The sequence below is a fragment of the Pseudomonas putida genome, assembly GCF_004357765.1.
Lineage (GTDB): Bacteria > Pseudomonadota > Gammaproteobacteria > Pseudomonadales > Pseudomonadaceae > Aquipseudomonas > Aquipseudomonas putida_U.
On the sequence record NZ_SMTE01000011.1, the window covers coordinates 161,710 to 186,103 of the forward strand.

29 protein-coding genes are annotated in these 24,394 nt (G+C 61.2%); 16 read left to right on the forward strand and 13 right to left on the reverse strand.

Annotation, left to right across the window (positions count from 1 at the left end; all coding sequences use genetic code 11):
* Nucleotides 1-159 precede the first annotated feature (159 nt).
* From E2H86_RS26515 to E2H86_RS18175, 6 genes are all read left to right on the forward strand, one after another.
* Nucleotides 160-276 carry a polymorphic toxin type 50 domain-containing protein gene (locus E2H86_RS26515; RefSeq protein WP_368773737.1) on the forward strand — a complete coding sequence of 39 codons (117 nt, stop codon included), beginning with the start codon at nucleotides 160-162 and terminating at the stop codon, nucleotides 274-276.
* 1 nt (nucleotide 277) lies between these two features.
* Nucleotides 278-598 carry a colicin gene (locus E2H86_RS18155; RefSeq protein WP_133330260.1) on the forward strand — a complete coding sequence of 107 codons (321 nt, stop codon included), beginning with the start codon at nucleotides 278-280 and terminating at the stop codon, nucleotides 596-598.
* A 467-nt stretch (nucleotides 599-1,065) separates the two neighbouring features.
* Nucleotides 1,066-1,590, forward strand: a complete 525-nt coding sequence (locus tag E2H86_RS18160; protein WP_133330262.1) for a hypothetical protein — start codon at nucleotides 1,066-1,068, stop codon at nucleotides 1,588-1,590.
* A gap of 228 nt (nucleotides 1,591-1,818) precedes the next feature.
* Nucleotides 1,819-2,520, forward strand: coding sequence for a transposase (locus E2H86_RS18165; protein WP_133330264.1), 702 nt, complete (start codon nucleotides 1,819-1,821; stop codon nucleotides 2,518-2,520).
* A 59-nt stretch (nucleotides 2,521-2,579) separates the two neighbouring features.
* Complete coding sequence (locus tag E2H86_RS18170) at nucleotides 2,580-2,930, forward strand: hypothetical protein (RefSeq protein ID WP_133330266.1); 351 nt, start codon at nucleotides 2,580-2,582, stop codon at nucleotides 2,928-2,930.
* Between the two features lie 181 nt (nucleotides 2,931-3,111).
* Nucleotides 3,112-3,546 (forward strand): hypothetical protein, encoded by a 435-nt coding sequence (locus E2H86_RS18175; protein ID WP_133330272.1) that lies wholly within the window; start codon nucleotides 3,112-3,114, stop codon nucleotides 3,544-3,546.
* 82 nt (nucleotides 3,547-3,628) lie between these two features.
* Here the strand turns inward: E2H86_RS18175 and E2H86_RS18180 are convergent, their stop codons facing one another.
* From E2H86_RS18180 to glaH, 6 genes are all read right to left on the reverse strand, one after another.
* Nucleotides 3,629-3,880, reverse strand: coding sequence for a DUF3077 domain-containing protein (locus E2H86_RS18180; RefSeq protein ID WP_165976088.1), 252 nt, complete (start codon nucleotides 3,878-3,880; stop codon nucleotides 3,629-3,631).
* Nucleotides 3,881-4,069: 189 nt separating this feature from the next.
* Nucleotides 4,070-4,351, reverse strand: a complete 282-nt coding sequence (locus E2H86_RS18185; protein WP_133330276.1) for a DUF3077 domain-containing protein — start codon at nucleotides 4,349-4,351, stop codon at nucleotides 4,070-4,072.
* A 156-nt stretch (nucleotides 4,352-4,507) separates the two neighbouring features.
* Nucleotides 4,508-4,750, reverse strand: a complete 243-nt coding sequence (locus E2H86_RS18190) for a hypothetical protein (RefSeq protein WP_133330278.1) — start codon at nucleotides 4,748-4,750, stop codon at nucleotides 4,508-4,510.
* A 542-nt stretch (nucleotides 4,751-5,292) separates the two neighbouring features.
* Nucleotides 5,293-5,787: a hypothetical protein gene (locus E2H86_RS18195; protein ID WP_133330280.1), complete on the reverse strand. Its 495-nt coding sequence runs from the start codon at nucleotides 5,785-5,787 to the stop codon at nucleotides 5,293-5,295.
* Nucleotides 5,788-5,910: 123 nt separating this feature from the next.
* Nucleotides 5,911-7,152, reverse strand: a complete 1,242-nt coding sequence (gene lhgO, locus E2H86_RS18200) for an L-2-hydroxyglutarate oxidase (protein WP_133330282.1) — start codon at nucleotides 7,150-7,152, stop codon at nucleotides 5,911-5,913.
* A gap of 57 nt (nucleotides 7,153-7,209) precedes the next feature.
* Nucleotides 7,210-8,196: a glutarate dioxygenase GlaH gene (gene glaH, locus E2H86_RS18205; RefSeq protein ID WP_133330284.1), complete on the reverse strand. Its 987-nt coding sequence runs from the start codon at nucleotides 8,194-8,196 to the stop codon at nucleotides 7,210-7,212.
* A gap of 183 nt (nucleotides 8,197-8,379) precedes the next feature.
* On the opposite strand from glaH, the gene csiR reads away from it, so the two are divergent.
* Nucleotides 8,380-9,072: a DNA-binding transcriptional regulator CsiR gene (gene csiR / locus E2H86_RS18210; RefSeq protein WP_133330286.1), complete on the forward strand. Its 693-nt coding sequence runs from the start codon at nucleotides 8,380-8,382 to the stop codon at nucleotides 9,070-9,072.
* 48 nt (nucleotides 9,073-9,120) lie between these two features.
* Here csiR and E2H86_RS18215 read toward each other — a convergent pair whose 3' ends face one another.
* The 3 genes from E2H86_RS18215 to E2H86_RS18225 form a co-directional block, all read right to left on the reverse strand.
* Complete coding sequence (locus E2H86_RS18215; protein ID WP_133330288.1) at nucleotides 9,121-9,546, reverse strand: VOC family protein; 426 nt, start codon at nucleotides 9,544-9,546, stop codon at nucleotides 9,121-9,123.
* 196 nt (nucleotides 9,547-9,742) lie between these two features.
* The gene (locus E2H86_RS18220) at nucleotides 9,743-10,822 is read right to left on the reverse strand and encodes an endonuclease/exonuclease/phosphatase family protein (protein WP_133330290.1); all 1,080 of its coding nucleotides are present in this window, start codon (nucleotides 10,820-10,822) and stop codon (nucleotides 9,743-9,745) included.
* A gap of 61 nt (nucleotides 10,823-10,883) precedes the next feature.
* Complete coding sequence (locus tag E2H86_RS18225) at nucleotides 10,884-11,540, reverse strand: YciC family protein (RefSeq protein WP_133330292.1); 657 nt, start codon at nucleotides 11,538-11,540, stop codon at nucleotides 10,884-10,886.
* A 154-nt stretch (nucleotides 11,541-11,694) separates the two neighbouring features.
* Between E2H86_RS18225 and E2H86_RS18230 the strand changes: the two genes are divergently transcribed.
* The 4 genes from E2H86_RS18230 (at nucleotide 11,695) to E2H86_RS18245 (ending at nucleotide 15,437) form a co-directional block, all read left to right on the forward strand.
* Nucleotides 11,695-12,465 (forward strand): DUF2076 domain-containing protein, encoded by a 771-nt coding sequence (locus tag E2H86_RS18230; protein WP_133330294.1) that lies wholly within the window; start codon nucleotides 11,695-11,697, stop codon nucleotides 12,463-12,465.
* Nucleotides 12,466-12,528: 63 nt separating this feature from the next.
* A complete protein-coding gene (locus E2H86_RS18235) occupies nucleotides 12,529-13,008 on the forward strand; it encodes a LabA-like NYN domain-containing protein (RefSeq protein WP_133330296.1) in 480 nt (159 codons plus the stop codon).
* Nucleotides 13,009-13,141: 133 nt separating this feature from the next.
* The gene (yedA, locus tag E2H86_RS18240; RefSeq protein ID WP_133330298.1) at nucleotides 13,142-14,053 is read left to right on the forward strand and encodes a drug/metabolite exporter YedA; all 912 of its coding nucleotides are present in this window, start codon (nucleotides 13,142-13,144) and stop codon (nucleotides 14,051-14,053) included.
* A gap of 55 nt (nucleotides 14,054-14,108) precedes the next feature.
* Entirely contained in the window at nucleotides 14,109-15,437 is a 1,329-nt protein-coding gene (locus tag E2H86_RS18245) for a DEAD/DEAH box helicase (protein ID WP_133330300.1), read from the forward strand.
* A gap of 131 nt (nucleotides 15,438-15,568) precedes the next feature.
* Here the strand turns inward: E2H86_RS18245 and E2H86_RS18255 are convergent, their stop codons facing one another.
* The 3 genes from E2H86_RS18255 to E2H86_RS18265 all read right to left on the reverse strand — a co-directional run bounded on the left by E2H86_RS18255 (nucleotide 15,569) and on the right by E2H86_RS18265 (nucleotide 18,659).
* Nucleotides 15,569-16,810, reverse strand: a complete 1,242-nt coding sequence (locus E2H86_RS18255) for a TIGR03862 family flavoprotein (RefSeq protein WP_133330302.1) — start codon at nucleotides 16,808-16,810, stop codon at nucleotides 15,569-15,571.
* A gap of 154 nt (nucleotides 16,811-16,964) precedes the next feature.
* A complete protein-coding gene (locus tag E2H86_RS18260) occupies nucleotides 16,965-17,873 on the reverse strand; it encodes a histone deacetylase family protein (RefSeq protein ID WP_133330474.1) in 909 nt (302 codons plus the stop codon).
* A gap of 99 nt (nucleotides 17,874-17,972) precedes the next feature.
* Entirely contained in the window at nucleotides 17,973-18,659 is a 687-nt protein-coding gene (locus E2H86_RS18265) for a histidine phosphatase family protein (protein ID WP_133330304.1), read from the reverse strand.
* A gap of 164 nt (nucleotides 18,660-18,823) precedes the next feature.
* On the opposite strand from E2H86_RS18265, the gene E2H86_RS18270 reads away from it, so the two are divergent.
* The 4 genes from E2H86_RS18270 to E2H86_RS18285 all read left to right on the forward strand — a co-directional run bounded on the left by E2H86_RS18270 (nucleotide 18,824) and on the right by E2H86_RS18285 (nucleotide 22,055).
* Entirely contained in the window at nucleotides 18,824-19,396 is a 573-nt protein-coding gene (locus E2H86_RS18270) for a GNAT family N-acetyltransferase (protein WP_133330306.1), read from the forward strand.
* 89 nt (nucleotides 19,397-19,485) lie between these two features.
* Complete coding sequence (tesB, locus tag E2H86_RS18275; RefSeq protein WP_133330308.1) at nucleotides 19,486-20,355, forward strand: acyl-CoA thioesterase II; 870 nt, start codon at nucleotides 19,486-19,488, stop codon at nucleotides 20,353-20,355.
* Nucleotides 20,352-20,942 (forward strand): HAD family hydrolase, encoded by a 591-nt coding sequence (locus E2H86_RS18280; RefSeq protein WP_133330310.1) that lies wholly within the window; start codon nucleotides 20,352-20,354, stop codon nucleotides 20,940-20,942. Before tesB ends, E2H86_RS18280 begins: the two co-directional genes overlap by 4 nt.
* A 102-nt stretch (nucleotides 20,943-21,044) precedes the next feature.
* Nucleotides 21,045-22,055 carry a zinc-dependent alcohol dehydrogenase family protein gene (locus E2H86_RS18285; RefSeq protein ID WP_133330312.1) on the forward strand — a complete coding sequence of 337 codons (1,011 nt, stop codon included), beginning with the start codon at nucleotides 21,045-21,047 and terminating at the stop codon, nucleotides 22,053-22,055.
* Nucleotides 22,056-22,080: 25 nt separating this feature from the next.
* Here E2H86_RS18285 and E2H86_RS18290 read toward each other — a convergent pair whose 3' ends face one another.
* Entirely contained in the window at nucleotides 22,081-22,779 is a 699-nt protein-coding gene (locus tag E2H86_RS18290) for a FadR/GntR family transcriptional regulator (protein WP_133330314.1), read from the reverse strand.
* Between the two features lie 261 nt (nucleotides 22,780-23,040).
* Between E2H86_RS18290 and E2H86_RS18295 the strand changes: the two genes are divergently transcribed.
* Complete coding sequence (locus E2H86_RS18295; RefSeq protein WP_133330316.1) at nucleotides 23,041-24,393, forward strand: MFS transporter; 1,353 nt, start codon at nucleotides 23,041-23,043, stop codon at nucleotides 24,391-24,393.
* The last annotated feature ends 1 nt before the right edge of the window (nucleotide 24,394 follow it).

The window sequence follows — 24,394 nt, forward strand, 5'->3', positions numbered from 1 at the left end:
ATGGCGCTGACAGAATAGGGGATGACAGAATAGGGGACAGATTTATTTTTAGGCGAATAGAGTTGGCATGCTTTATATGGTTCTATTAAATAAATCTGTCCCCTTTTTTCGCTTGGTTATACTAAATAAATCTGTCCCCTTTTTTCGCGTGGTAACCCAATTGCGGATTTTGGAAGACCAATTGGGGTAGACGGACGGACAGGGCAGTCAGTTACCAGAGGCCAGATTCACTATGGGAAAAATGGTGCCCATATTGTTCCAGATGCGAGGAATTGAGATGCTATTTACTGCACAACTACCCGATTGGCTCGTGGCATGTTTTCGAATTGCTCTCCTTGGCGAAATCTATCCTGATATTAGAGCTGTTGCTGTCGGATACGATGGAAATGGTTTGGTGTTGATTCGATATTATCTTGATCGTGAACCAACAGAGTACGATCTGGAAAGTCTGGAGGTTGTAGCTATAAATCTAGACGCAATGGGAGGGAAAAAACAGGCTATCAATAGGATTGATATCGAATGCGTTTGCGCGGAAGGCTCTAAGCGAGAATTAGAGCCTCTAAGTGGTTTTATATATTCTAGGCGAGAGTACAGCTGAGTTTTCTTCTGGAAGAGGCAGAAATGGGGGGCGCAGAAATGGACCAGAAATGGGGGCGACCAGAAGAGAAAACGGAGAAAACGGGACAGATTTATTTTTGACTAGGAGAGAAAATAGCAATGGGGCAGATTTATTTTCTCTAGACGAATAGAATTGATCTGCCTTTATTCGATTTAATTAAATAATTCTGTCCCCTTTTTCCCAAGCCAGGCACTTCTGGCAATGCACAAGCATTTACAGTGGAAGGGCATCCAGCGATTAAGGAAGTCCAATACCACTCTGGCGGAGGTCGGCATGAGGCGGAGTACTATAAGTTTACGTACAAAGATGGAACTGAAGTCAGGGTGATTGACTCAAGTGCAGGCTTCAAGCCAGGAACAATTACCAAGTATCAGCAGTATTACGATAAGCAAGGTAGCCGCTTGAAGTATGAGGCTGGCCAGTGGAAAGCTTGGGAGTAGTGGTGCATGGCAATGTTAATTCCTAATCTTAAGGCGGCGCTGATTCCGGGTATAAGCGCGGCGGGATTTTCTCTGGGGGAGGATTTTTCCAGCATTCAAGAAAGAATTGGAATCTTTGACTGGTATGAGTCTGATGCATGCCTTGATGAGGTTTTGATTAGCAGTGCGGGATGGGTTGGAGTCAGGTCAAAAGTCGGTACGGCTATCGGACTTGGCAAGACTGTTGAGTCATTCAGCTATCTAAATGATGTGGTTTCATTGGATTTTGGAGATGCCAAGAAACTATATAGAGTTGTGGTTGGAAAGGGCTACCAAGGGAAATTCAAGTCGGTTATGCCTGGCGATGACCTACTGCTGCTTAATGATTATTATGACCTTGATTTCAATGATGTGGATGACGATTTTTTAATAATTGAAAGCGGTAGATATATAGAAGGAATTAGCTTTATAACCGACTATAGAGCTTCGCTGGAGCATGCGCCGAGTCAAATGATTGAATGTATTTCAATACATGATTGGTCTTTTCGATAATTCTCCAAGCGCACTATCCCACCCAGCACCGGTCTCAGAAATGGGGACGGATTTATTTTTGCTAGACGAATAGAATTTGATGGGAAAAGGGGGCGGTTTTATTTCTTATTATTTTTTGGCGTGCCCCTGTTAACCAACGGTTACAATTGTCTGGGTTAAGTTGCGGGAAGGAAGAAGATTTATTTTTTATGTCGGCTAGGCTGAGGGCCACTATGGAAGGAGGTTGTTATGCCAAGAATGGGGCGTATCGTATTGCCCAACTACCCGCATCATGTGGTACAACGTGGTCATAATCGGCAGGTGGTGTTTTCCGCTGAGCCGGATTATCAGCGTTACATCGCTGATCTCCGTGAGCTGAAAGACGTTTTCGGAGTCAAGGTCTATGCCTACTGCCTGATGACGAATCATGTCCATCTGTTACTGGCGCCGGGTGAATCCATCATGGGGCTGGGGCAGTTAATGAAAGCACTGGGGGCACGTGCCACTCGTTATAGAAACCGTCAGGAAGGGCGCACCGGGACTCTCTGGGAAAGCCGCTTCAAGTCGAGTGTGGTCGACTCGGATACTTACCTGCTTGCCTGTTGCCGCTACATCGAGTTGAACCCGGTTCAAGCCCGAATGGTGGCGGAAGCGAGTGACTATCCGTGGTCGAGCTACCGGCTGCGGATTACGAATCACGGTGACAGTAACTGGCTGGACATAGATCCCTGCTTCGTTGAACTTGGCGACACACCAGAGAGTCGTCGTGCACGGTACGTCGAGTTCATGCGCCAAGCCGTACCATCAAGTGAAACGGATTTGATCCGTGTAGCCTTGCAGAGAGGGCAGCTAACCGGAGGGGCTTGCTTTGTGGATGAAATAGAGAAAATCCATGGACAACGCGTGGAGTTGCGAGGTCAAGGCAGGCCTAGGCGAAACCGCGAAAAATAAATCTGTCCCCTTTTCTCCACTTTTCTCCATTTCTGTTCATTTCTGTTAAGGGCTCAATGATGAAATTTCCGAGTAAAAATGATTTTTTGGAAGAGTTTGGTATCGAACCTATTGAGGTGGATCCAAATTTAGCGCTATGTAGTTACACAATTAAGTCAAGAAATAGCGATCTTGAAATGGATTTCTCATTTAGTGCGGTTATGGAGTCTTTTCAGGTTGTGTTGAGACTCTCCAAGCAGGAAGTGGCGGTGGTTTCTTCGGAAAACGTTGACATAATTGAGGTGGTGCGTGATGGGTCAGGAGCGGGAGTTCGCGTTGTATTTGGTTTCGCTGAATTAATTTCAGAGGCAAGGGTGATGTTTGAACCTGATCTGAGTTGTCAATGGTGGACGTTGCGGGGGAATAGTTAGCCGGGCCAATAGAAGAAGCGAAGAAATGGGGGCAGATTTATTTTCGCTAGACGAATAGAATTGGCCTGCCCCCATTTGGTTCTGTTAAATAAATCTATCCGCTGTTGTCGATGCTCGTGGCATTGGCGTCCAGTGGTAGCAAATGACAGTTATGAAGCTAAGGGTGAGTGGGGTTGGTGAAATGAGTTTCGTACGAAGGCGGCAATGTCTGCTGCGCGTGTGGGGAGCGCTAGATATAATTTATGTGCTCATCTTCGTCGCTGGCAGTGTTTCACGGGGAATGGTGCCGTTTTTAAGTGACTTCAATGCCGCGCTTGAGAACGTACGCCGCTGGGGTGGAGATTTCGAGTTTTTTGTTTGGGTGGGAGGCGCACTCCAAATTTCTGTTCTGGCTACGGGCATCCTACTTTGCTGTGGAAAAAAGCTGGGTATCTATTTGGCGCTAGCGCAAATACCATTTCGCCTCTTTTTCTTGATTCCTTCGGTTTCGGTAATCCTGCTATTGCCTACTATCAATCCATGGCTCTGGGCGGGTCTATTGATCGCATCGGAGTTGGCCAAGGCTTATAGCCTATGGTGGTACTGGAAAGGGCGGCGCGCGGCCTCTTTTGAATAGGCCTGTTGAAAAATGTAGGAGCCGGCTTGCCGGCGATGCGCCGCGTGAGAGCGTGACCGACAATTCGATCACGCCAGCAGGGTCACGCGTAATATTGCCCCCGAAGCCGCGACGGCAGCATCCCCTGTTCGATTTCATCCAGCAGCATCTTGACCATGGCGCTGATGTGGTGGGACGCCGCTGTCATGCGATGATCCCCCGTCAATACACCGGTGTGGTTCAGGTAACGGGCACATTCCATCAATTTCTGCGCCTCTGCCTGGGCGTAGGAGAGGGTTGTGGTTGGGGTCACGGTGAAGATGGATTGGCAGGGGCGAAAGGTTGGCAGCGGCATTGGGTCTTCGGGTGGCGGGATGCGGGATGGTTTGCAGGGTGGCATGGTGGTTTGTCCTCGGGTTTGGTGGGGGATGGCACGGGCTTCGCCCGTGTTCGCGGGCAAGCCCGCTCCCACAGGTACAGCGCTGTTCTTGAATTCGGCGCAGTACCTGTAGGAGCGGGTTTACCCGCGAAGAGGCCGGCTCAGTCAGTACACATCTCGGCGCTGCATGCCCAACTCGGCATCATCCAAAAGGGCCTTGGCCAGCGCGCTGAGGTAGTGCGCAGCCCACACACATTGAGGTTTGTCGTCCATCACGCCGGCGATGCTCATGTCGCGGGCGCAGCCCATTAACTCCGAAGCTTGTTCCCGAGCGTAGTGGCAAGGGATGCCGGGCTCGATGCAGAACAAAGGTTGGGTCTGGTTTTCACCTTGGTAGAACTTGGTTTTGCCGACTGTGAAGCTGCGGCTGGTATCGTTCATGGGCATGGTTTTATCTCCCTGAAGTTTTGGGTGCCTGGGCTGGCCTTATCGCCGGCAAGCCGGCTCCTACACGCCCACCGTTCAAGCTGAGGGAAGGGAAGAGCGAGCATGTAAGGCAAGGTCGCTCGCGATTAGGCCAGGCCAGACAGAACGTTTTGTGGCTTAGTGGGGCCGAGGCTGATCTGAACGCTGCTGGACTTGAGCCAAAGCTGAGGCGATCAACTTTCTCAGGCTTCCAAGTTCATGCGCCGTCGCCATGACCAGGACTGTGGCCGGCGACGCGGGCTGCATCATGAGAGCCTGCTGCACCACGGCTTCAGCGCACCGCGCATAGTTCGAGGCGACCATCAGCGTGTCTTCGAGGGAGTAGGGATTGTTCGGTGGGTCGGGAACTACTTTCAGCATCATCCAATTCCTTCTGAGATGCTGCTACCCGTTTGCTGTCAAACATTGGGGTGGCAGCTGTACATGGGTTGACAGACCGGAAGGAATTGGCAAGCTCCGGCGCACGCGAACGTGCCCCATATACAGCCGCCATAAGGACGTGCCGTATGCCAAAACCCAATCGCGGCCTGTCAAAGCCGGTCGTTGATGTGCAACGACACCCCGAGACTAAAATGCATCTCGACCAGGCCGCAATGGAAAATAGGCCGCAACAGTATCTTTGGGAAACGTCCTACAGAAAAGAGCCCAAATCTGATTTTTCTGCCTCAACTATGTGCTCGGATTGTTTCGGACAGAAATGAATACACCGTGGCTTGTGCGGCAAAAGTGCAAAAAAGGACTGTTTCGCTTTGAAGGAATTGGTTTCAAGTTGGGAAAAGACTTACTGGAGAGAACAGTGCGGTGATTGAAAGATGGCGTCGCTGCGGGATTGTCGGGGCCGCTTTGCGGCCCTTTCGCGACGCAAGGCCGCTCCCACAGGCGGGACATCGAATCACCAAGCGTCAATCTGGCGCATGAACGATCGCGAACTCGAGCGAAGTGCCTGTCTCCACATTCAGGTACTGGTCACTTGTGCCCAACTCGGCCTTCACCACATGCCCCCGGTGGTCCTTGAGCCGACAAACGAGCACATCGCCATCCACCGTGACAGGTTCGATCAACCAGGGATCGGTGACTGCGGCGACTTTGTAGAAACCCAGGTATCCATTGCGGCTGACGCCAAGCTTCCTCTCGCTGTCTTCGTCGCAGCCTGAAATCGTGAACCTCAGCCCATCCGGACCTTTCGACAGATACGAGCATGCAAGCGAGACGGTAGGTTCGCTGCCGCCCATGCGCAACCAGCCGTCGTTGGAATAGGCCTGCTCATAGGTGGGCCTGTCCGGGTCGGCACCATAGGCATGCTGGCGGGTGGGAATCAGCGTTGCGTCCTTGCGCACATAGAGCTTGCCGGTGAATGAACGCGTGTACCAAAGGTCAGCGCTGGCAGGGTTTGACATGACTACTCTCCAAGGGGGGCCGGGCGATTTCCCGGCTCCCTGGGAGCGTGCTGCAGGCCTGGGTCCACAGGCAGCGTGAAAAGGTTCTAGGAGAGGCTGCCCGGCGCAGCCCCAACGCCTATCTCACCCCACCTTGGCCTGAGGCACCTGCACCACCACCTTCGCCAAACTATCCCCCACCTGCTCTTCCACCTTCGACACGATATACGCCCCAATCGGAATCGCCGAAGTGGCCGCCGGCGATGGCGCGTTGCACACGTTCACGCTGCGGGCGGTGTTGACGAACAGGAAGTCGTCGATGAGCTTGCCTTCATTGGACACTGCCTGGGCCCGCACGCCAGCAGGGTAGAGCTTGAGGTCTTCCTTGCGCAGGCTCGGGCAGTACTTCTGCACGGTCTTGAGATAACCGCCCTTGAACAGCGAGTTCTTCATCTCGGTCAGGCCCGGGCGCAGGTTGTCCTTGAGCACCTTGCGAATGCCCTTGTGGCCGAGCATGCCGGCAAGGTCGGTCAGTGAAACGTCGGACTTGCGGTAACCCTCGCGCTTCATCGCCAGCACCGCGTTCGGCCCCACGGTGACCGTGCCGTCGATCATCCGCGTCAGGTGCACGCCGAGGAACGGCATCGACGGGTCCGGAATCGGGTAGATCAGGTGGTTGACGATCTGGTTGTGCTGCGGCGGCAGCAGGTAGTACTCGCCACGGAAAGGGCAGATGGTGAAGCCCGGCTCGACGCCCAGCATGCGCACCACACGGTCGGCCATCAGCCCGGAACAGGACACCAGGTAGCGAGTGATGTAGGTGTCGCCTGCGGTCTGCACCACGATCGAATCCGCCCGCTCGGTCAGCGCCGTGACCTCGCTGCCGAAGACGATGGTGCCGCCTTTCTTCTGGAACTCCTTGGCCATCTGCGCGGTGATCTCGGCGTAGCTGACGATGCCGCTGGAGGGCACGAAGATGCCGCCTAGGCCGACGATGTTCGGCTCGCGCTCGCGCAGCTCGCCAGCGCTCAGCCAGTGGCGCTCCAGGCCATTGGCCGCGGTGCGTTCCCACAGGGCGCGCATGCGCTCCATTTCCAGTTCGTTGGTGGCCACCAGCAGCTTGCCGCACTCGTCGTAGCGAATGCCGTGCTCATCGCAGAAGCGCTTGGTGGCAATGTTGCCCTGCAGGCAGAACTTGGCCTTGAGGCTGCCGGGGGTGTAGTACACGCCGGCATGGATCACGCCGCTGTTGTGGCCGGTCTGGTGCTGGGCCGGGCCGCTTTCCTTCTCCAGCACGAGCATGCGTGCCCCTGGATAGCGGTCAGCCAGCTGCATGGCAGTGGACATGCCGACAATGCCGCCACCGATGATCACGAAATCGTACATGAGTCTGTTCCTTCGACACGCCAGCGACCGGGGATCCGGCCGCTGGCGTGTCGCGTATCAGTTGGAGGTCTGGCCGCGGTGGTGCTGCATTTTCGGGAAGCTGAAGTAGCCCCGCTGGCGCATCAGCTCGCGGCGCAGGCCCGGGTGAGCGGTGAAACGATCGCGACCGTGCAGCCAGAACAGATTGTTGATCAGCAGGAACGAACCCACCGGCACCGGTATCGAGACCTTGCTCGCGCTGCCTTCCAGCGACTCGCCCAGCTGGAACAGCCAGGTGCCTTCCTCGAAGTTCTCGGGCTGCACGAACTGATCAATGTAGCGCATGGTCGGGCGGCCGGCGGCGTCGGTGTCGAACACTGCGTGGAACACATCCTCGCGGGTGTTCTTGCTGGGCGGCGCGGTCCAGCGCATCACGCGGCGGGCCAGCGGGTGCTTGTAGAAGGTATCCAGGTCGGCCCAGTCGTCCAGGTGCTGCAACAGCGAGTTGCCGCCTTCCATGTTTTGCTCGTCGATCTTCATCATCAGCACGTAGTCGGTGATCTGGTTGACGAAGGTGCCGTCGTTGTGAAGCTCCATGACCCGGTGCGGCTGGCGCAGGTAGCTGTCGGAATTGTCGACGTTCTCGACCACGAAGCGTGCGTAGAACTGGCCGCTCATGGCGTCGAAGTTCGAGCGGCCCAACAGGTGAGCAACGGCGGTCGACAGCTTGACCATGTCTTCGGCCTGGCTCACATCGTCCAGCCCTTCCGGGATCACCAGCAGGCCGCCGGTGCTGCGGTCGAGCAGGGTGTTGATGATGACCGGGCGCAGGGTGCCCTGGCAGATGTCATCGAGGATCTTGCCGACCTGGAAGCGCAGGAACGACTTGTACTCCAGTGCCTGTACCGGCCATTGCGCCACTGCCGCGACGAAGGCATCGACTGTGGCTTTCGGCAAGCGCAGCTCCAGCAGGCGGTCGGACTGTTCGCTGGCCTGCAGGGTGAAGCCTTGCAGGGCTACGGGCTGGGGAACGGCGGGGGCGTCGATCTGGGTGAAAGCGTTCATGGCGTCTCCTGGGCGGGCCAGTCGGGAATGTCGGTGATGTGCGGCTGTGAGGGAAAATTATCGTCACTTTAACAAAATGTCTACATTTTTAATTTATGTAGTTAAAACGCATTGAGGTAGACGCAAAGCGGAGGTGGCGCCATTTCCGGTATGATCGGCGCTATCTAGCAATGGAACCCCTCTATGGATGACCTTTCTCTGGCTGAACCCGCCTCGGATGCCGCCTACGCGCGCCTGAAGGCCGACATTCTCCAAGGCGCCTATCGGCCGGGTGAAAAGCTGTTGATGAGCAGCCTCAAAGAGCGCTACGCGCTGGGTGTTGGCCCGATGCGCGAGGTGCTGGCGCGGCTGGTCGCCGAGCGTCTGGTGAGTTCGGTCAACCAGAAGGGGTATCGCGTGGCGAGCATGTCGCTGGAAGAAATGCGCGACGTGTACGAGGCCCGGGCGCATCTCGAAGCGATGATCGTCGGCTTGGCTGTCGAGCGCGGCGACGAGGCCTGGGAGGCCTCGATCATCGCCCGCTCGCATGTGTTGTCGAAGGTGGTGGAGCTGCACAGCCCCCAGGAAATGGTCGAGATCTGGGATGCCCGGCACAAGGCGTTCCACAGCGCCATCGCCAGTGGATGCGGGTCCAAGAGCTTGCTGCAGGCCCGGGCGTTCCTTCAGGACCAGGCCGAACGCTATCGCCAGATCTGGCTCAAGCGCACGGTGCTATCGGAAGATGCGCTGCGCCTCAAGCGCGCCGAGCACGCGGCGCTGGTCGAGGCGATCATCGGGCGCGACGCCGACAAGGCCAGCAAGATGATGCTCGATCACCTGCTGACGCCGGTGCCGATCATCACCCAGATCATCGAGAGCGAACAGGGCCTTTTGTAGAGGCTTGTAGCGCCCCCCGCCCAACCTCTCAGGGCGCGGTCTGGTCGGTCACTTGGCGAACAGCTGGCTCATATCCTTGAACGCCTTGAACTCCAGGGCATTGCCGCACGGGTCGAAGAGGAACATGGTGGCCTGCTCGCCGACCTGGCCCTTGAAGCGCACGTAGGGCTCGATGACGAACTTGGTTTCGTGCGCCTTTAGGCGCTCGGCCAGGGCTTCCCACTCGTCCCAGTCGAGAATGATGCCGAAATGCGGCACCGGTACGTCGTGACCGTCGACGGCGTTGGTGTGGGCCGACTCCTGGCTGGCGGTCTTGGGGTGCTCGTGGATGACCAGTTGGTGGCCATAGAAATCGAAGTCGACCCAATGGGTGCTGGAGCGGCCTTCGGCCAGGCCGAACAGATCGCCATAGAAAGCACGAGCGGTCGGGAGGTCGTATACAGGGATTGCCAGGTGGAAAGGGGAGAGGCTCATCAGGGGCTCCAGTCTTGTCCGTTTTGATGGGGGCTTGGGGCCGCTTGCATTCGGCCAGCTGCCTTACGCCTTAGAGCCATCTAAGGGATAGCCGATCAACCAGAAAAAACAACATTTTTTGAGGGGCTGCACCGCTCATACACCAGCCGCTGGAGGTCCTGGCGGGGCTGCTCGAAGCCCCAGGGAGGCCCAGGCATCAGGGACGCCCAGGGATTTGCAGGCGGGCGAGCACCGGCAGGTGATCGGAGATCTGCAGGGTGTCCTGCTGCAGTACCTGGGCATCCTGGCGTAGCAGCCTAGGGCTGTGCACCAGGTAGTCCAGCGTGCGGTCCGGCCCGTTGGCCGCCGGGTCGTTGGGGAAGTGGGTCAGCCAGGCATCGCGCTCGGCGCCACTGGCTTCGGCGTTGCTGGGTATCAGCGGGTACTTGTCCCACAGCAGGTGCAGGTCGCTGTCGGCTGAGTAGGTGCCGCGCAGGGCCGGCGGCAGGCGCCGGTACTGACCCAGGGGCAGCAGGTTGAAGTCGCCGCCGATCACCCAGGGCGTGCCCTGGCCTTCCAGGCGATCGAGCACCTTGGCCACATGGGCGACCTGGCGGCGTTGCACGTCGCTGCCGGGTTGGTAGGGCGAGAGGCGGGTGTTGAGCACTGCCAGGCGGCCACCGCCGGCGATGGGCAGGTAGCTGACCAGAAGCCCTGGCTGCGGTCGCAACAGACGCTGCAGGACCGTGTCGGCATCGTTGGGCAGTGCCAGGCGTTCGGCCTTGCCGATCGGGTAGCGGCTGAGGGTGGCCAGGGTGCGGCCGACGCTGCCGAGGATGTGCCGGTCGGGTACCAGCCCGGCCTGCCAGTCGTAGGCCTGGGCAGCACAGGGGTAGAGGTCGGCCAGGCGTTCGCGCAGCAGCGCCAGCTGGTCCTGGTAGTCGGTGGCCTTGGTGTTCTTGTCCAACTGCTGCAGCAGTACCACGTCCGGCTTTTGCGTGCGGATGACACGGGCCACTTCATCGAGGTTGAACGCCAGGTCTTCGGCGCTGGGGCGGGTGTCGTCACCACGGCCCTGGTCGTACCAGAACACATAGCGCTTGCCGGCCAGGTACTGCACGTTCCAGGTCATGACCTTCAGGGTCTGCCCCGGTTGCAGTGCTGCCGGGTTGCCCTGGCAGGCCACCGGCACTGCCTCGCGCTGCGCGGGCTGCCAGCTCAGGTGGTGGGCGAGCAACCACAGCAGGGCCAGCAGCAGGATAATCAGGAGCAGGACGTTGCGCAGTAGTCGGGTCATCGGCTCGGCTTGTCGGTGCGGGTGGTGCCAGCATAACCGAGCCGTTCGTCGGCAGGCCAGTTCAAGCGCCTGCTTCGTTCTCCAGCAGCATGAACAGGCGGTACAGCACCACGGTGATGAACAGGCTGAGGAAGCCGTTCAGGCTGTTGAGCAGCAGTTCGATACCGGGAGCAGGCTCGGGGAACAGCGTCATCAGCAGGGCATCGATCAGCCACAGCGGCGCCAGCACTGCCAGCAGGCAGACCAGGATGCGCAGGAAGTGGCCGGTGGTCATACGTGCGCTTTCGCGCATCGCCTGTACCACCGGCAAGCCGCGCAGCACGACCAGATATTCGGCGAACACCAGGTTGATCATGATCCAGATGCCCGGAATGATCAGCAGGGCAAGGCCAGCGAGGATCAACAGGAAGCTGATCACCAGCAGCAGTACCAACGGCGCCCAGAGCTGGGCCGCGCGTGCCAGCAGGTCGCGCTTGGCGATGTCCTGGCCGTTGCTGCGGGTGTCGAGATAGAGGATCAGCGCGGCGTTGTACAGCGGGTACAACGCCAGGCCGACCAAGGTCGCGGCCGCCATCGCCGCGCGATCGCTCAGTTGGCCTTGCAGCAGTTGCGCGAGCAGGGACTCGAGCACGATCAGCGGCAGGCACAGGGTGATGATGGGGGTCAGGTGGCGGCTGAAGAAATTGAAGGAGTCGCGCAGAATGCTAAGCGGGTTCATGGGTAGACATCGCATGACAGTCAAAACAGGGGCCTAACTTTAGCCCAGGGCGGTCATTTGCTGAAAAAACTTTCACCCTTCGGTTGATTGAATCCGGTGCCCAAGCGCCCCATCTTGACACTGTCCGATGTCCTGCTCCCCATGAGGTAGCCCCATGAACACTGAAGAACAAACCCTGATCGACGGCCTGTTCGGCCGCATCAAGCAAGCCGAGGATCCGAGCCAGCCGCGTGACGCCCAGGCCCAGGCGCGCATCGAAGAACACCTGCGTCAGCAACCGGCCGCGCCGTACTACATGGCCCAGGCGATTCTGGTGCAGGAAGCTGCGCTCAAGCGCTTGGACGAACAGAACAAGCAGCTCCAGGGCGAACTGGAGCAGGCCCGTGCCCAGGCCGAGGCCAGCCGGGGGCAGGCCAGCAGTGGTGGGGGTGGTTTCCTCTCCGGTCTGTTCGGTTCGGGCTCGCGCAGCCCGGCACCTGCGCCCCAGCCGCAATCCCAGTTCCAGGCCCCGCCGCCGCGTCCCCAGGCTACTGGCGGCGGCTGGCGCGAACCCTCGGCCCCAGGCTACACCGCCCCCCAGGCACAACAGCCGGGCTTCGCCGCCGCGCCAGCCCGCGGCGGTGCCAGCAGCTTCCTCGGCGGTGCCATGCAGACTGCGGCTGGCGTGGCCGGTGGTGTGTTGCTGGCGCAGGGGATCAGCAGCTTGTTCAACCACCACTCGCAGCCCGAGGAAGTGGTCGAGGTGATCAAGGAAGAACCCGCGCCGGCCAGCGATAGCGGTGGCTGGCAGGACCAGAGCGGCCAGCAGCAGGTCGCCGACAATGGTGGCTGGGGCAACCAGGGTGGCTATGCCGACAGCGGCTACGACGCTGGCTATGATGGCGACGATGGCGGCTTCTTCTCCGACGACGACTCCTACGTCTGATAGCTCTGGCATACTGCGGTCATTTTCAGGGGTGCGACGCGCCCCTTCTGCCGAGGTTGGGTCGTGAAGAAGATCGCGTTGTTCGCCGATGTGCAGAACCTCTATTACACCGTGCGCCAGGCGCACGGTTGCCATTTCGACTACACCGCACTGTGGGCCGACGTCAGCCGTGAAGGGCAGATCGTCGAGGCCTTCGCCTATGCCATCGACCGCGGTGACAGCAAGCAACAGCAGTTCCAGCAGATATTGCGCAACCTGGGCTTCGAGGTGCGGCTCAAGCCGTTCATCCAGCGTAGCGATGGCTCGGCCAAGGGCGATTGGGACGTTGGAATCACGCTGGATGTGATCGATGCGGCCAGCCGTGTCGATCAGGTGGTGCTGGCCTCCGGCGATGGTGATTTCGACCTGTTGCTCGAGCGGGTGATTCAGCGTCACGGCACCGAGGCAGTGGTGTATGGCGTGCCGGGGCTGACGGCGTTGTCGTTGATACGTGCGGCCAGCCGTTATGTGCCGATCGAGGGGCGATTGTTGTTGCGGCATTGAGCTCTCTTGTGCCAATGATGACCCCACACTCCGGCAAAGTGTTTCGGTGTTTTTGCCCAGTTTTGTAACTTATTCCCAGGCAACCTCCGCACTAAACTGGGGCACCTGTAAACGGACTTAGAGTGCCCTTGCCATGCCTGCCTCCCGCCGCTTCCCGCTGTTGCTCATCGGTGCCTTTCTGGCCCTGTATCTGGTCTGGGGCTCCACCTACCTGTTCATCCGCATCGGCGTGGAGTCCTGGCCGCCGATGCTCATGGCGGGTGTGCGCTTCATGATTGCCGGCGGTCTGCTGTATGGCTTTCTGCGCTGGCGCGGGGTGCCGGCGCCGACCTGGCGGCAATGGCGGGCAGCGGGGGCGATCGGCTTTCTGCTGCTGAGCTGCGGCAACGGTGGCGTGACGGTGGCCGAACACGCCGGGGTCGCCTCGGGTGTGGCGGCCCTGGCCATCGCCACCGTACCGCTGTTCACTTTGCTGTTCGGTCTGTTGTTCGGCCACCGCAACTCGCCCTTGGAATGGGCAGGTATCGCCTTGGGCCTGGTCGGCATCGGCCTGCTCAACCTGGGCTCGAACCTGCAGGCCAGCCCTATCGGCGCGGCACTGATCCTGTTCGCCGCCGCGTCCTGGGCCTTTGGTTCGGTGTGGAGCAAATCTTTGCCGCTGCCCGCCGGCCCCATGGCCAGCGCCGCGGAAATGCTTGTCGGGGGCGCGGTGCTGCTGCTGGGCAGTGCCGTTTCGGGCGAGCGCATGACTCAGATGCCCAGTGCCGCTGGCTGGGGCGCGCTGGCCTATCTGGTGCTGTTCGGCTCGATCCTGGCGTTCAGCGCCTACATGTACCTGCTCAAGCACGTACGCCCGGCAGCTGCCACCAGCTATGCCTACGTCAACCCGGCGGTCGCGGTCCTGCTGGGGATCATTTTTGCCGGTGAGCAGATCGGCGCCGAGGAATGCCTGGCCATGGCCGTGATCATCAGCGCGGTGGTGTTGATCGGTCTGCCGCAATGGCGCCGGCCGCCGCAGCCGTTGGAAGGGGAAATCTGCAAGTAGGGCAGGGCATTGCGGTAAACTTGCGGGCTTCGCTGAACCCCCTGACGGTACCGACATGAATTTCGCCAAACTCGGCCTGATCGAACCCCTGCTGCAGACCTTGCAGCAGTTGGGCTACACCACCCCGACCCCGGTCCAGGCCCAGGCTATCCCCGCCGTGCTGGCCGGCCGCGACCTGATGGCCGCGGCCCAGACCGGCACCGGCAAAACCGCCGGCTTTGCCCTGCCGGTGTTGCAACGTCTGGCGCTGGAGGGCGAGAAGGTCGCCAGCAACTCGATCCGCGCCCTGGTGTTGGTGCCGACTCGGGAATTGGCCGAGCAAGTCCATGCCAACGTCCGCGAGTACGCCGAGAACCTGCCGCTGAGCACTTACGCGGTATACGGTGGTGTCAGCATCAACCCACAGATGATGCGCTTGCGTCGCGGTGTCGATTTGCTGGTGGCAACCCCAGGCCGGCTGCTCGACCTGTTCCGGCAGAACGCCATCAAGTTCAACCAGGTCCAGATGCTGGTTCTCGATGAAGCCGACCGCATGCTCGACCTGGGCTTTGCCGAGGAATTGCAGGCGGTGTACGCGGCCTTGCCGCGCAAGCGCCAGACCTTGTTGTTCTCGGCCACCTTCTCGGAGCAGATCCGCATGCTTGCCGGGCTTGCCCTGAATGACCCGCTGAGCGTCGAAGTCAGCCCGCGCAATGCCGCAGCCACGACGGTCAAGCAATGGTTGGTACCGGTGGACAAGAAGCGCAAGGCCGACCTGTTCTGTCACTTGCTGCGCAAGCAGCGTTGGCAACAGGTGCTGGTATTCGCCAAGACCCGCAACGGCGTCGACCAACTGGTCGAGCGCCTGCTGGGCGAGGGCGTGAATGCCGACGGTATCCATGGTGACCGTCCCCAGGCCACGCGCCAGCGCGCCCTGGACAGCTTCAAGGCGCGTGAGGTGCAGGTACTGGTAGCGACCGATGTAGCGGCCCGTGGTCTGGACATCGACGATCTGCCGCTGGTGGTCAACCTCGACCTGCCCATCGTCGCCGAGGACTACGTGCACCGCATTGGCCGTACAGGCCGGGCGGGCAACAAGGGTGAGGCGATTTCGCTGGTGTGTGCCGATGAAGTGCAACTGCTGGCAGCGATCGAGATCCTGATTCGTCAGACCCTGCCGCGCCATGAAGAGCCGGACTTCATCCCCGACCATCGGGTGCCGATGACCGACGCCAGTGGTCAGGTGATCAAGAAGCCGAAAAAGCCCAAGAAGCCAAAGGAAAACAGCGCCAAGCGCGGTCTGGGGCGCTGGATGGACAGTGAAGAAAACGCTGCCCCAGCGCCGATCAAGGCGGTGCGCAAGGTGCCGAGCTTCAACAGCGGGCCGCGCAAGCGCAAGCCATAAGCGCTTGGCTCTGTGGGAGCGGGCTTGCCCGCGAAGAAGCCTCCGCGATGCATGGCACCGGCTACGCCGGTGTTCGCGGGCAAGCCCGCTCCCACAATTTTGAGCAAGGCTGTTGATCCAACTGGATCGCGTCAGCTTGTGGATCCCAACCACTCTGCCGCCGCTCGCCCTGCCCGCAATCCACTGGCAAAGCATGCGGTCAACAGATAGCCACCGGTCGGCGCTTCCCAGTCGAGCATCTCGCCAGCACAGAACACGCCCGGCAGCGCCTTCACCATCAACCCCGCATCCAGCCCCTCGAAGCGCACTCCGCCGGCACTGCTGATCGCTTCGTCCAGGGGACGCGTGCGCACCAAAGTGATCGGCAGCGCCTTGATCGCCCGTGCCAGCGCCTGCGGGTCGGCGAAGGTCGGTGCATCGGTGAGCTCGCGCAGCAACCCCGCTTTGACCCCGTCGATCCCCAACTGGCCTTGCAGATGCTTGGCCATCGAGCGTGATCCACGTGGCTTGGCCAGCGCCTTGGCGATGTTGTCCACAGGCTTGTCCGGCAACAGATCGAGCAGCAGCGTGGCATGCCCATCGCGGGCGATGGCATCGCGCAGCGGCGCCGACCAGGCGTACACCAGGCTGCCTTCGACGCCTTGGGCGGTGAGGATGAACTCTCCTTTACGCGCAGGCATACCGGGCATGCCCAAGGCGATGTTCTTCAGCGGCGCCCCGGCGAACTTGTCGCGCAGCACAGTGCTCCAGCCCTGGACTTCGAAGCCACAGTTGCTGGGCCGCAATGGCGAGATATCCACAGCGCGTTCGGTCAGGAGCGGCTGCCAGGCGCCATCGGAGCCCAATCGCGTCCAACTGCCGCCGCCCAAAGCAAGGACTACGGCGTCGGCCCGCACCTGCAGTTCGCCTTGTGGATAACTGATCCGCAAGCTGCCGTCGGCATTCCATCCGAGCCAGCGGTGGCGGGTGTGGATAACCACGCCGCTGTCGCGCAGGCGCTTGAGCCAGGCGCGTAGCAGCGGCGCCGCCTTCATGTCGGTGGGAAACACCCGGCCCGAAGTGCCGACGAAAGTGTCGATGCCGAGACCATGAATCCACTGGCGCAGGGCATCGGCATCGAAGTCGCGCAACAGAGCGTCGATCTCATCCTGACGCCCGGCGTAGCGCGCCTTGAATTGTGGATAACCTTCCGAATGGGTGATGTTCATGCCGCCTACACCGGCCAGCAGGAACTTGCGCCCTACCGATGGCATGGCGTCGAACACCTGTACCGCCAGGCCCGCCTGGGCCAATGCTTCGGCGGCCATGAGGCCGGCCGGGCCACCACCGATGACGACGGCCAGGGGAGGGGATGCGCGGTGAATTTCGGACATGGGGGCGACAGGCTGTGGAAAAGACCGCACATTCTAGCCTAGCGCAGCCGTCGGAAGCACTGGTCAAAAAACGAACACTTCCCCGCAGGCCAGGCTGGACGAGGGCTGCAGGAGCTTTCACAGAGGTTATCCACAAGCGGTTCCACAGTCATTGTTAACAACCCACGACCCGTGCCGCGCTGTGGTGGAGGATGCCGTGACGCCGGGCCAATGCCTGGCGATCCTTGCTATAGCCTCCACCGATCACGCCGACCACGGGGATATCCCGGCCCAGGCAATGGCGCAGCACCTGTTCGTCACGTGCGGCCAGACCTTCGTCGGTCAGTTGCAGGTAGCCCAGGGCATCGTCCTTGTGCACGTCGACACCGGCGTCGTACAGCACCAGGTCCGGGCGGTACAACGGCAGCAGGTAATTCAAGGCATCGTCCACCACCTTCAGGTAGGCGGCATCGTCCATGCACCGTGGCAGCGGTATGTCCCAGTCACTGTCGGCCTTGCGTGCCGGGAAGTTTTGCTCGCAGTGCAGCGACACGGTGATCGCCTCCGGCGTGTCGTGGAGAATGCGCGCGGTGCCGTCGCCCTGGTGCACGTCGCAGTCGAAGATCAGTACCCGGTGCACCCGTCCGGCTTCGAGCAGGTAGCGGCTGATCACCGCCAGGTCGTTGAAGATGCAAAAGCCGGCCGGATGGTCGTAGTGGGCGTGATGAGTGCCGCCAGCCAGATGGCAGGCGACGCCATGCTGCAGGGCCATCTCTGCGGTCAGCAGCGAGCCACCTACCGCGCGCACGGTGCGCCGGGCCAGCGCCTCACTCCAGGGCAGGCCGAGGCGGCGCTGGTCCTCGCGGGACAGCTCGCCGTTCATGTAGCGCTCGATGTAGTCGCGGTCATGGGCCAGGGCGAGGATGTCGTTGGGACAGATTTCCGGACGCAGCAAGTCCTGGTCGCTGACCAGCCCGCTGTCGACCAGGTGGTCGCGCAGCAGGCGGAACTTGTCCATGGGGAAGCGGTGCTCGGCGGGGAACTCCGGGCTGTAGTCGTCGTGGTAGATCAGCGGCAACGGCATGGGGTGTTCGCAACGTGGGGCCAGCGCTGATCTTGCCATGGTCGCGGTATAGCCTGCCAACTGCATGATGGCAGGCATCGGTTCGCTGGTGCGGGCAGCCTAGCGACCGACGCTGGCCAGTACCCGCCGCCAGTCGGGCTCGTTGAGGCGGCCGAGAATCCGCGTCTTGCCGGTGGCATCGACGGAGACGAACAAGGCGCTGGCATAGCCGCTTTCACGCTCGCCCCCGGCCACGCCCTGGGAGCGCTGGAAGTGATCGATGCAGCCGTTGTGGGTCACCAGCACCAGATTATGCCCGGCCCGTTTGTGCGCCAGGGCTTCGCTGGCGAACTGGCGGTCGCAGTTTTCCAGCCAGTCTTCGCTCGCCACGTGCTGGCCGAGGATGAAGTGCGCGGTTTGCCGGGTACGCAGTTTCGGGCTGCTGATCAGGTCGGCGCCGGACAGCCCGAGTTGCTGCAAGCCTTGACCGACCCGCGATGCCGCTTGGCTGCCGGCCACGGTGATGCCGGTGGCGTCGTCCAGGCAGGGGCCCGGTGCGCTGTCGCAGCGCTCGGCATGGCGGATCATCACGATCACCGCGCCCTCGGCCCAGTCCTGCAACAGGCCGCTGTCACTCAATTGCTGTTCGTTGCCAAGGTCCACGATGTGCGTCCTCGTCGCCAGCCAGGTGGTCAACGCCGCCACGACCATGCACAGGCCGAGGACGGCACCGAGGGCCTTGCGTGACAGCCGTCGCTTGCGCCGCAGGCGGATGGCCGAATGACCCAGGGTGGTGCTTGGTAGCATGCAGGACTCCAATGGCAGGCAATGATTGGCTGGCATTGTGAGAAGGCTGCTGTCGGAGCCCGGTGAAGGCCCTGTGAAAATTGCATTGCATTGGCAGGGTTGGGTGAAAGTGCGGCGTGCGCCTACGCTGTAGACTGAGCCACCGTAAAATCGGAGCACGCCCGATGAGCCCCATCCTCGAACTGCACAGTGCCCGCCTGTTGCTGCGCCAATGGCAGGATGACGACCTGCGGGAGTTCGCGGCAATGTGCGCCGATCCGCAGGTGATGCGGTATTTTCCAGCGCCTCTGACGCGCCTGGAAGCGGCGGCGCTGATCGGTCGCATCCGCGGTCATTTCAGCGAGTACGGTTTCGGTCTTTGGGCCTTGGAGCGGACCGACAGCGGCGCCTTCATCGGCATGACCGGGCTGCTCAACGTCAACTTCGACGCGCCGTTCGCGCCGGCGGTGGAAATCAGCTGGCGTCTGGCCCGGCGTCACTGGGGCCTTGGCTTCGCCAGCGAGGCGGCCTGGACCTGCCTGCGTTGTGCTTTCGCCCAATTGCGCCTGGACCAAGTGGTGTCGTTCACTACCCAGAGCAACCTGCCCTCGCAGAAAGTCATGCAGGCCATTGGCATGGTCCAGGACCCCGATGGCAGCTTCGAGCACCCGCGCCTGCCCACGGGCCATCCGCTGCGCCCCCATGTGCTCTATCGAATGGACCGCCCGCACTGGGAACAGACCCTGCGCACTGAATGAGCCACCATGCGTGGCGCCAATGACAAATTCTGTATCATTCGTTTCTGTGAGCGCAGTAGAGCTGTGATGCCTAGCGAGGAGAACTTCCAATGAGTCATGTGCTGGACGACCTGGTCGACCTGTTGAGCCTGGAGTCGATCGAGGAAAACCTGTTCCGTGGGCGCAGCCAGGACTTGGGCTTCCGCCAACTGTACGGTGGTCAGGTACTGGGCCAGTCGCTGTCGGCGGCCAGTCAGACAGTCGAGGATGCGCGCCATGTGCATTCGCTGCACGGCTATTTCCTGCGCCCTGGCGATGCCACCTTGCCGGTGGTGTACTCGGTCGACCGCGTGCGTGATGGCGGCAGCTTCAGCACCCGCCGGGTGACCGCGATCCAGAAGGGCCAGACCATTTTCACCCTCAGCGCGTCGTTCCAGTACGACGAAGAGGGCTTCGAGCACCAGGCGCAAATGCCCGACGTGGTCGGCCCGGAAAACTTACCGACCGAGGTCGAGCTGGCCCAACCCATGGCCCACCTGCTGCCCGAGCGGATCCGCGACAAAGTGCTGTGCGCCAAGCCGATCGAGATCCGCCCGGTGACCGAGCGCGACCCTTACAACCCCAAGCCTGGCGACCCGGTGAAGTACGCCTGGTTCCGCGCCGACGGCGTGCTTCCGGATGTACCGGCGCTGCACAAGTACCTGCTGGCCTACGCATCCGACTTCGGCTTGCTGACCACTTCGCTGCAACCCCACGGCAAGTCGGTTTGGCACCGCGACATGCAGATCGCCAGCCTCGACCATGCCCTGTGGTTCCACGGCGACCTGCGTGCCGACGACTGGCTGCTGTATGCCACCGACAGCCCTTGGGCCGGCAATGCCCGCGGTTTCTGCCGCGGCAGCATCTTCAACCGCGCCGGCAAACTGGTGGCCTCGTCGACCCAGGAAGGCCTGATCCGTCATCGCAAGGACTGGGCATGAGCCTCGGCCAGATCCGCAACTGGGTGTTCGACATGGACGGCACCCTGACCGTGGCGGTGCATGACTTCGCCGCCATTCGCGTGGCGTTGGGCATTCCGCCCGAAGACGACATCCTTACCCATCTGGCCGCCTTGCCTGCCGAGCAGGCGGCGGCCAAGCATGCCTGGCTGCTGGAACACGAGCGCGACCTGGCCGTGGCGTCCACCGCTGCCGAAGGTGCGGTGGCGCTGGTGCGTGAGTTGGCCGGGCGCGGTTGCCGGCTGGGCATCCTCACCCGTAATGCCCGGGAGCTGGCGCATGTCACCCTGGAGGCCATCGGTCTGGCGGATTGTTTTCCGGTCGAGCACATTCTCGGCCGTGACGAAGCCGCACCCAAGCCGAGCCCGGATGGTTTGCTGAAGATCGCCGATGCCTGGGGTGTGCCGCCCGGCGAGATGGTGATGGTGGGCGACTACCGCTTCGACCTCGATTGCGGGCGTGCGGCAGGGGCGCGCACGGTACTGGTCAACCTGCCGGACAATCCCTGGCCGCAGTTGGCGGATTGGCATGCGGCGGACTGTCGGGCGTTGCAGGGGATGCTGGGCTGACTTCACCGTGTCAGTGCTGGACCTTTCGCGCCGAACCGCCGCGAAAGGTCCGCCACTGACTATGCTGAACCCTTGTCTTCCCCGTGAATGGAACCCCCTGCCATGACCCACAAGGCCATCTACCTGCAACCCGGTGGCGGTTACGACAAGGTCGAAGTCGGCACCTGCGAGGCCCCCGCGCCGCAGGCCGGCGAGATCACCGTGCGCCTGCATGCCAGCTCCCTCAACTACCACGACTTCGCCGTGGTCAGCGGCATGTGGGGCCCGAGCGAGCGGCGCATTCCCATGGCCGATGGGGCCGGCGAGGTCGTTGCGGTCGGTGCCGGCGTGACCGAATTCAAGGTCGGCGACCACGTCGTCAGTACCTTCTTCCCCGACTGGCTCGACGGCCAGACTCAGCTCGAAGGCTTCGCCAGCGTGCCCGGTGACGGCATCGATGGCTATGCCCGCGAACAGGTCACTGCCCGCGCTACCTCCTTCACCCTGGCGCCCGAGGGCTTCAGCCATGCCGAGGCTGCCACTCTGACCACCGCCGGCCTCACTGCTTGGCGCGCGCTGATGAGCGACGATCACCTGAAACCGGGCGATACCGTGCTGGTGCAGGGCACCGGCGGGGTGTCGATCTTCGCCTTGCAGTTCGCCAAGCTGGCTGGCGCCACGGTGATCGCCACCTCGTCCAGCGATGCCAAGCTCGAGCGCCTCAAGGCCCTGGGCGCCGACCATCTGATCAACTACCGCAGTATCCCGACCTGGGGCGAGAAGGTGCGCGAGCTTACCGGCAATCGCGGCGTCGATCATGTGATCGAGGTCGGTGGGCCGGCAACCCTGGAGCAATCGATGATCGCTGCCCGGATCGGCGGGCATGTGTCGCTGATCGGCATCCTCACCGGCGTGGCCGGGGAGTTTCCGCTGGTGCAGGCGTTGGTCCGGCAGATCCGCCTGCAAGGGGTGTTGGTCGGCAGTCGCGCTCAGCAGCAGGCAATGGTGCGGGCCATCGATGCCAATGGCCTGCGACCTGTGGTGGACAAACACTTCGAGCTGGAACAGATCGTCGATGCGTTCCGCTACCAGGAGAGCAACCGGCATTTCGGCAAGATCTGCCTGACCTGGTAAGGCCGCCAGCGGTGTAATGGCGCCGCTAGTCGGGCAACAACCGATCGCGGCTGTTGGACAGGTGCAGACAAATAGCCGCCCGCGCCGCATCGGGGTCCTGGCGGCGAATGGCGTTGAGGATCGCCTCGTGCTCCAGGTTGGCCAGGTAGGCGTGCCGCGCCAGGTTGGCCCCGGCGCGCTCGGCCAGGGCCATGCGGTTGCGCGGGATCAGGCCATTGCCCAGTTGCGCCATCATTTCGCTGAAGTACAGGTTGCCGGTGGCTTCGGCGATCAATAGGTGAAAGCGCCGGTCCGCTTCGATGCAGCTGTCTCCGGCGGCTGCCAGATCCTGGTAGTCGTCCAGCGCCTGGCGCATGCGTGCCAGGTGCTGATCATCCCGGCGTACTGCGGCCAAAGCGGCGGCCTGGCCCTCCAGGCCAATGCGCAGTTCCAGCAGATCACGCACGCTCGCGGCATTCTCCGCACCCACCCGCAAAGTGCCCTGGCCCAGGCGCTCGATCACGAACGTGCCGATGCCGTGGCGCGGCTCGACCAGCCCTGATGCCTGCAACTTGGACAAGGCTTCGCGCACCACAGTGCGGCTGACGCCATGCTCGCGCACCAAGGTGTTTTCCGAGGGCAGTTTGTCGCCTGGCTTGAAGGTGCCGAGCAGAATCTGCTGGGTCAGGCTCGACACCAGATCATGAGCACGGCTGTGGCTACGTTTGACGTTCGAAGAGGACATGGAAGGATTCCGGGGATGTACATGCTTGTATGACAAGTTAAACGATAAAAATAGTTTCTGCTCGATTTTCCCCGCACGGCTCATGCGCATGTTGACACTTTAGCTACTAGATGGCCGCAAGTTTACTAGTTATATGCTTGTATTTTGCCATTTGAGTGGTATTTCCCATCTTGTCGTACAACCTTGCGGGGCATATGCTCCGTCCCACTGTCCTGCCCGACAAGCCAACCCGCACAAAAACAATTAGTGGGAGATTCACAAGTGAACGACACCCTCGCTGCGCCTGCGCGCAATGACGGCAATGCCCTGGCCAGCGCCGTGGCCAAGGTCAAGCGCCATGTCCTGCCGCTGTTCGTCATCATGTTCATCGTCAACTATCTCGACCGCGTCAACATCGGCTTCGTCCGCCCTCACCTGGAAAGCGACCTGGGCATCAGCGCTGCAGCCTACGGCTTTGGCGCAGGCCTGTTCTTCATTGGCTATGCACTGTTCGAGGTGCCGTCGAACATGCTCCTGCAACGCGTGGGCGCGCGCCTGTGGTTGACCCGCATCATGTTCACCTGGGGCCTGGTGGCCACGGCCATGGCCTTCGTCCAGAACGAAACTCAGTTCTATGTGCTGCGCTTTCTGCTGGGCGTGGCCGAGGCGGGCTTCTTCCCTGGCGTGATCTACTACTTCACCCGCTGGCTGCCAGCGGCCGAGCGCGGTAAGGCGATCGCCATCTTCCTCAGCGGATCGGCATTGGCGTCGCTGATCTCCGGTCCCTTGGCCGGTGCCCTGATGCAGATCCAGGGCCTGGGCCTTCACGGCTGGCAATGGATGTTGTTCATCGAAGGCATGGCTTCGGTGACGCTGTGCTTCTTCGTGTTCTTCTGGCTCGACTCCAAACCCCAGGATGCCAAGTGGCTGAGCCAGGCCGAGCAGGCTGCGCTGGTCGAGACCATCGACCGCGAGCAGCGTGAGCGCGAAGCGTCCGGCGTGGTCAGGCCTTCGGCCTGGAGCCTGCTCAAGGACCGCCAGATCGTGCTGTTCTGCCTGATCTACTTCTGCATTCAGCTGACCATTTATGCAGCGACCTTCTGGCTGCCGAGCATCATCAAGCGCATGGGCGAGCTGAGCGACCTGCAGGTCGGCTTCTTCAACTCCATTCCCTGGCTGATCTCGATCCTGGCCATGTACGCCTTCGCCGCCGGTTCCGCCCGCTGGAGGTTCCAGCAGGCATGGGTGGCAAGCGCCCTGGTGATCGCCGCGATCGGTATGTTCATGTCCACCACCGGCGGACCGGTGTTCGCCTTCATCGCCATCTGCTTTGCCGCCATCGGCTTCAAGTCGGCGTCCTCACTGTTCTGGCCGATTCCCCAGGGCTACCTGGATGCACGCATCGCCGCGGCGGTGATCGCGCTGATCAACTCGGTCGGCAACCTCGGCGGCTTCGTCGCCCCCACCACGTTCGGCCTGCTCGAACAACAGACCGGCTCGATCCAGGGTGGGCTCTATGGCCTGGCCGTGACCTCGGTACTGGCGGCCATCGCCGTGTTCTTCGTCCGTATCCGCCCCAAGGGCGCTCCCTCCCATGACCTCAAGGCTCCGTCGGCCTTGGGCCAGACCCACTGAT

Bases quoted from the DNA above. Each gene is read 5' to 3' on its own strand.
- E2H86_RS18155 (WP_133330260.1), top strand. From the start codon at position 278: ATGCTATTTACTGCACAACTACCCGATTGGCTCGTGGCATGTTTTCGA.
- E2H86_RS18160 (WP_133330262.1), top strand. From the start codon at position 1,066: ATGGCAATGTTAATTCCTAATCTTAAGGCGGCGCTGATTCCGGGTATA.
- E2H86_RS18165 (WP_133330264.1), top strand. From the start codon at position 1,819: ATGCCAAGAATGGGGCGTATCGTATTGCCCAACTACCCGCATCATGTG.
- E2H86_RS18170 (WP_133330266.1), top strand. From the start codon at position 2,580: ATGAAATTTCCGAGTAAAAATGATTTTTTGGAAGAGTTTGGTATCGAA.
- E2H86_RS18175 (WP_133330272.1), top strand. From the start codon at position 3,112: ATGAGTTTCGTACGAAGGCGGCAATGTCTGCTGCGCGTGTGGGGAGCG.
- E2H86_RS18180 (WP_165976088.1), bottom strand. From the start codon at position 3,880: ATGCCGCTGCCAACCTTTCGCCCCTGCCAATCCATCTTCACCGTGACC.
- E2H86_RS18185 (WP_133330276.1), bottom strand. From the start codon at position 4,351: ATGCCCATGAACGATACCAGCCGCAGCTTCACAGTCGGCAAAACCAAG.
- E2H86_RS18190 (WP_133330278.1), bottom strand. From the start codon at position 4,750: ATGCTGAAAGTAGTTCCCGACCCACCGAACAATCCCTACTCCCTCGAA.
- E2H86_RS18195 (WP_133330280.1), bottom strand. From the start codon at position 5,787: ATGTCAAACCCTGCCAGCGCTGACCTTTGGTACACGCGTTCATTCACC.
- lhgO (WP_133330282.1), bottom strand. From the start codon at position 7,152: ATGTACGATTTCGTGATCATCGGTGGCGGCATTGTCGGCATGTCCACT.
- glaH (WP_133330284.1), bottom strand. From the start codon at position 8,196: ATGAACGCTTTCACCCAGATCGACGCCCCCGCCGTTCCCCAGCCCGTA.
- csiR (WP_133330286.1), top strand. From the start codon at position 8,380: ATGGATGACCTTTCTCTGGCTGAACCCGCCTCGGATGCCGCCTACGCG.
- E2H86_RS18215 (WP_133330288.1), bottom strand. From the start codon at position 9,546: ATGAGCCTCTCCCCTTTCCACCTGGCAATCCCTGTATACGACCTCCCG.
- E2H86_RS18220 (WP_133330290.1), bottom strand. From the start codon at position 10,822: ATGACCCGACTACTGCGCAACGTCCTGCTCCTGATTATCCTGCTGCTG.
- E2H86_RS18225 (WP_133330292.1), bottom strand. From the start codon at position 11,540: ATGAACCCGCTTAGCATTCTGCGCGACTCCTTCAATTTCTTCAGCCGC.
- E2H86_RS18230 (WP_133330294.1), top strand. From the start codon at position 11,695: ATGAACACTGAAGAACAAACCCTGATCGACGGCCTGTTCGGCCGCATC.
- yedA (WP_133330298.1), top strand. From the start codon at position 13,142: ATGCCTGCCTCCCGCCGCTTCCCGCTGTTGCTCATCGGTGCCTTTCTG.
- E2H86_RS18245 (WP_133330300.1), top strand. From the start codon at position 14,109: ATGAATTTCGCCAAACTCGGCCTGATCGAACCCCTGCTGCAGACCTTG.
- E2H86_RS18255 (WP_133330302.1), bottom strand. From the start codon at position 16,810: ATGTCCGAAATTCACCGCGCATCCCCTCCCCTGGCCGTCGTCATCGGT.
- E2H86_RS18260 (WP_133330474.1), bottom strand. From the start codon at position 17,873: ATGCCGTTGCCGCTGATCTACCACGACGACTACAGCCCGGAGTTCCCC.
- E2H86_RS18265 (WP_133330304.1), bottom strand. From the start codon at position 18,659: ATGCTACCAAGCACCACCCTGGGTCATTCGGCCATCCGCCTGCGGCGC.
- E2H86_RS18270 (WP_133330306.1), top strand. From the start codon at position 18,824: ATGAGCCCCATCCTCGAACTGCACAGTGCCCGCCTGTTGCTGCGCCAA.
- tesB (WP_133330308.1), top strand. From the start codon at position 19,486: ATGAGTCATGTGCTGGACGACCTGGTCGACCTGTTGAGCCTGGAGTCG.
- E2H86_RS18280 (WP_133330310.1), top strand. From the start codon at position 20,352: ATGAGCCTCGGCCAGATCCGCAACTGGGTGTTCGACATGGACGGCACC.
- E2H86_RS18285 (WP_133330312.1), top strand. From the start codon at position 21,045: ATGACCCACAAGGCCATCTACCTGCAACCCGGTGGCGGTTACGACAAG.
- E2H86_RS18290 (WP_133330314.1), bottom strand. From the start codon at position 22,779: ATGTCCTCTTCGAACGTCAAACGTAGCCACAGCCGTGCTCATGATCTG.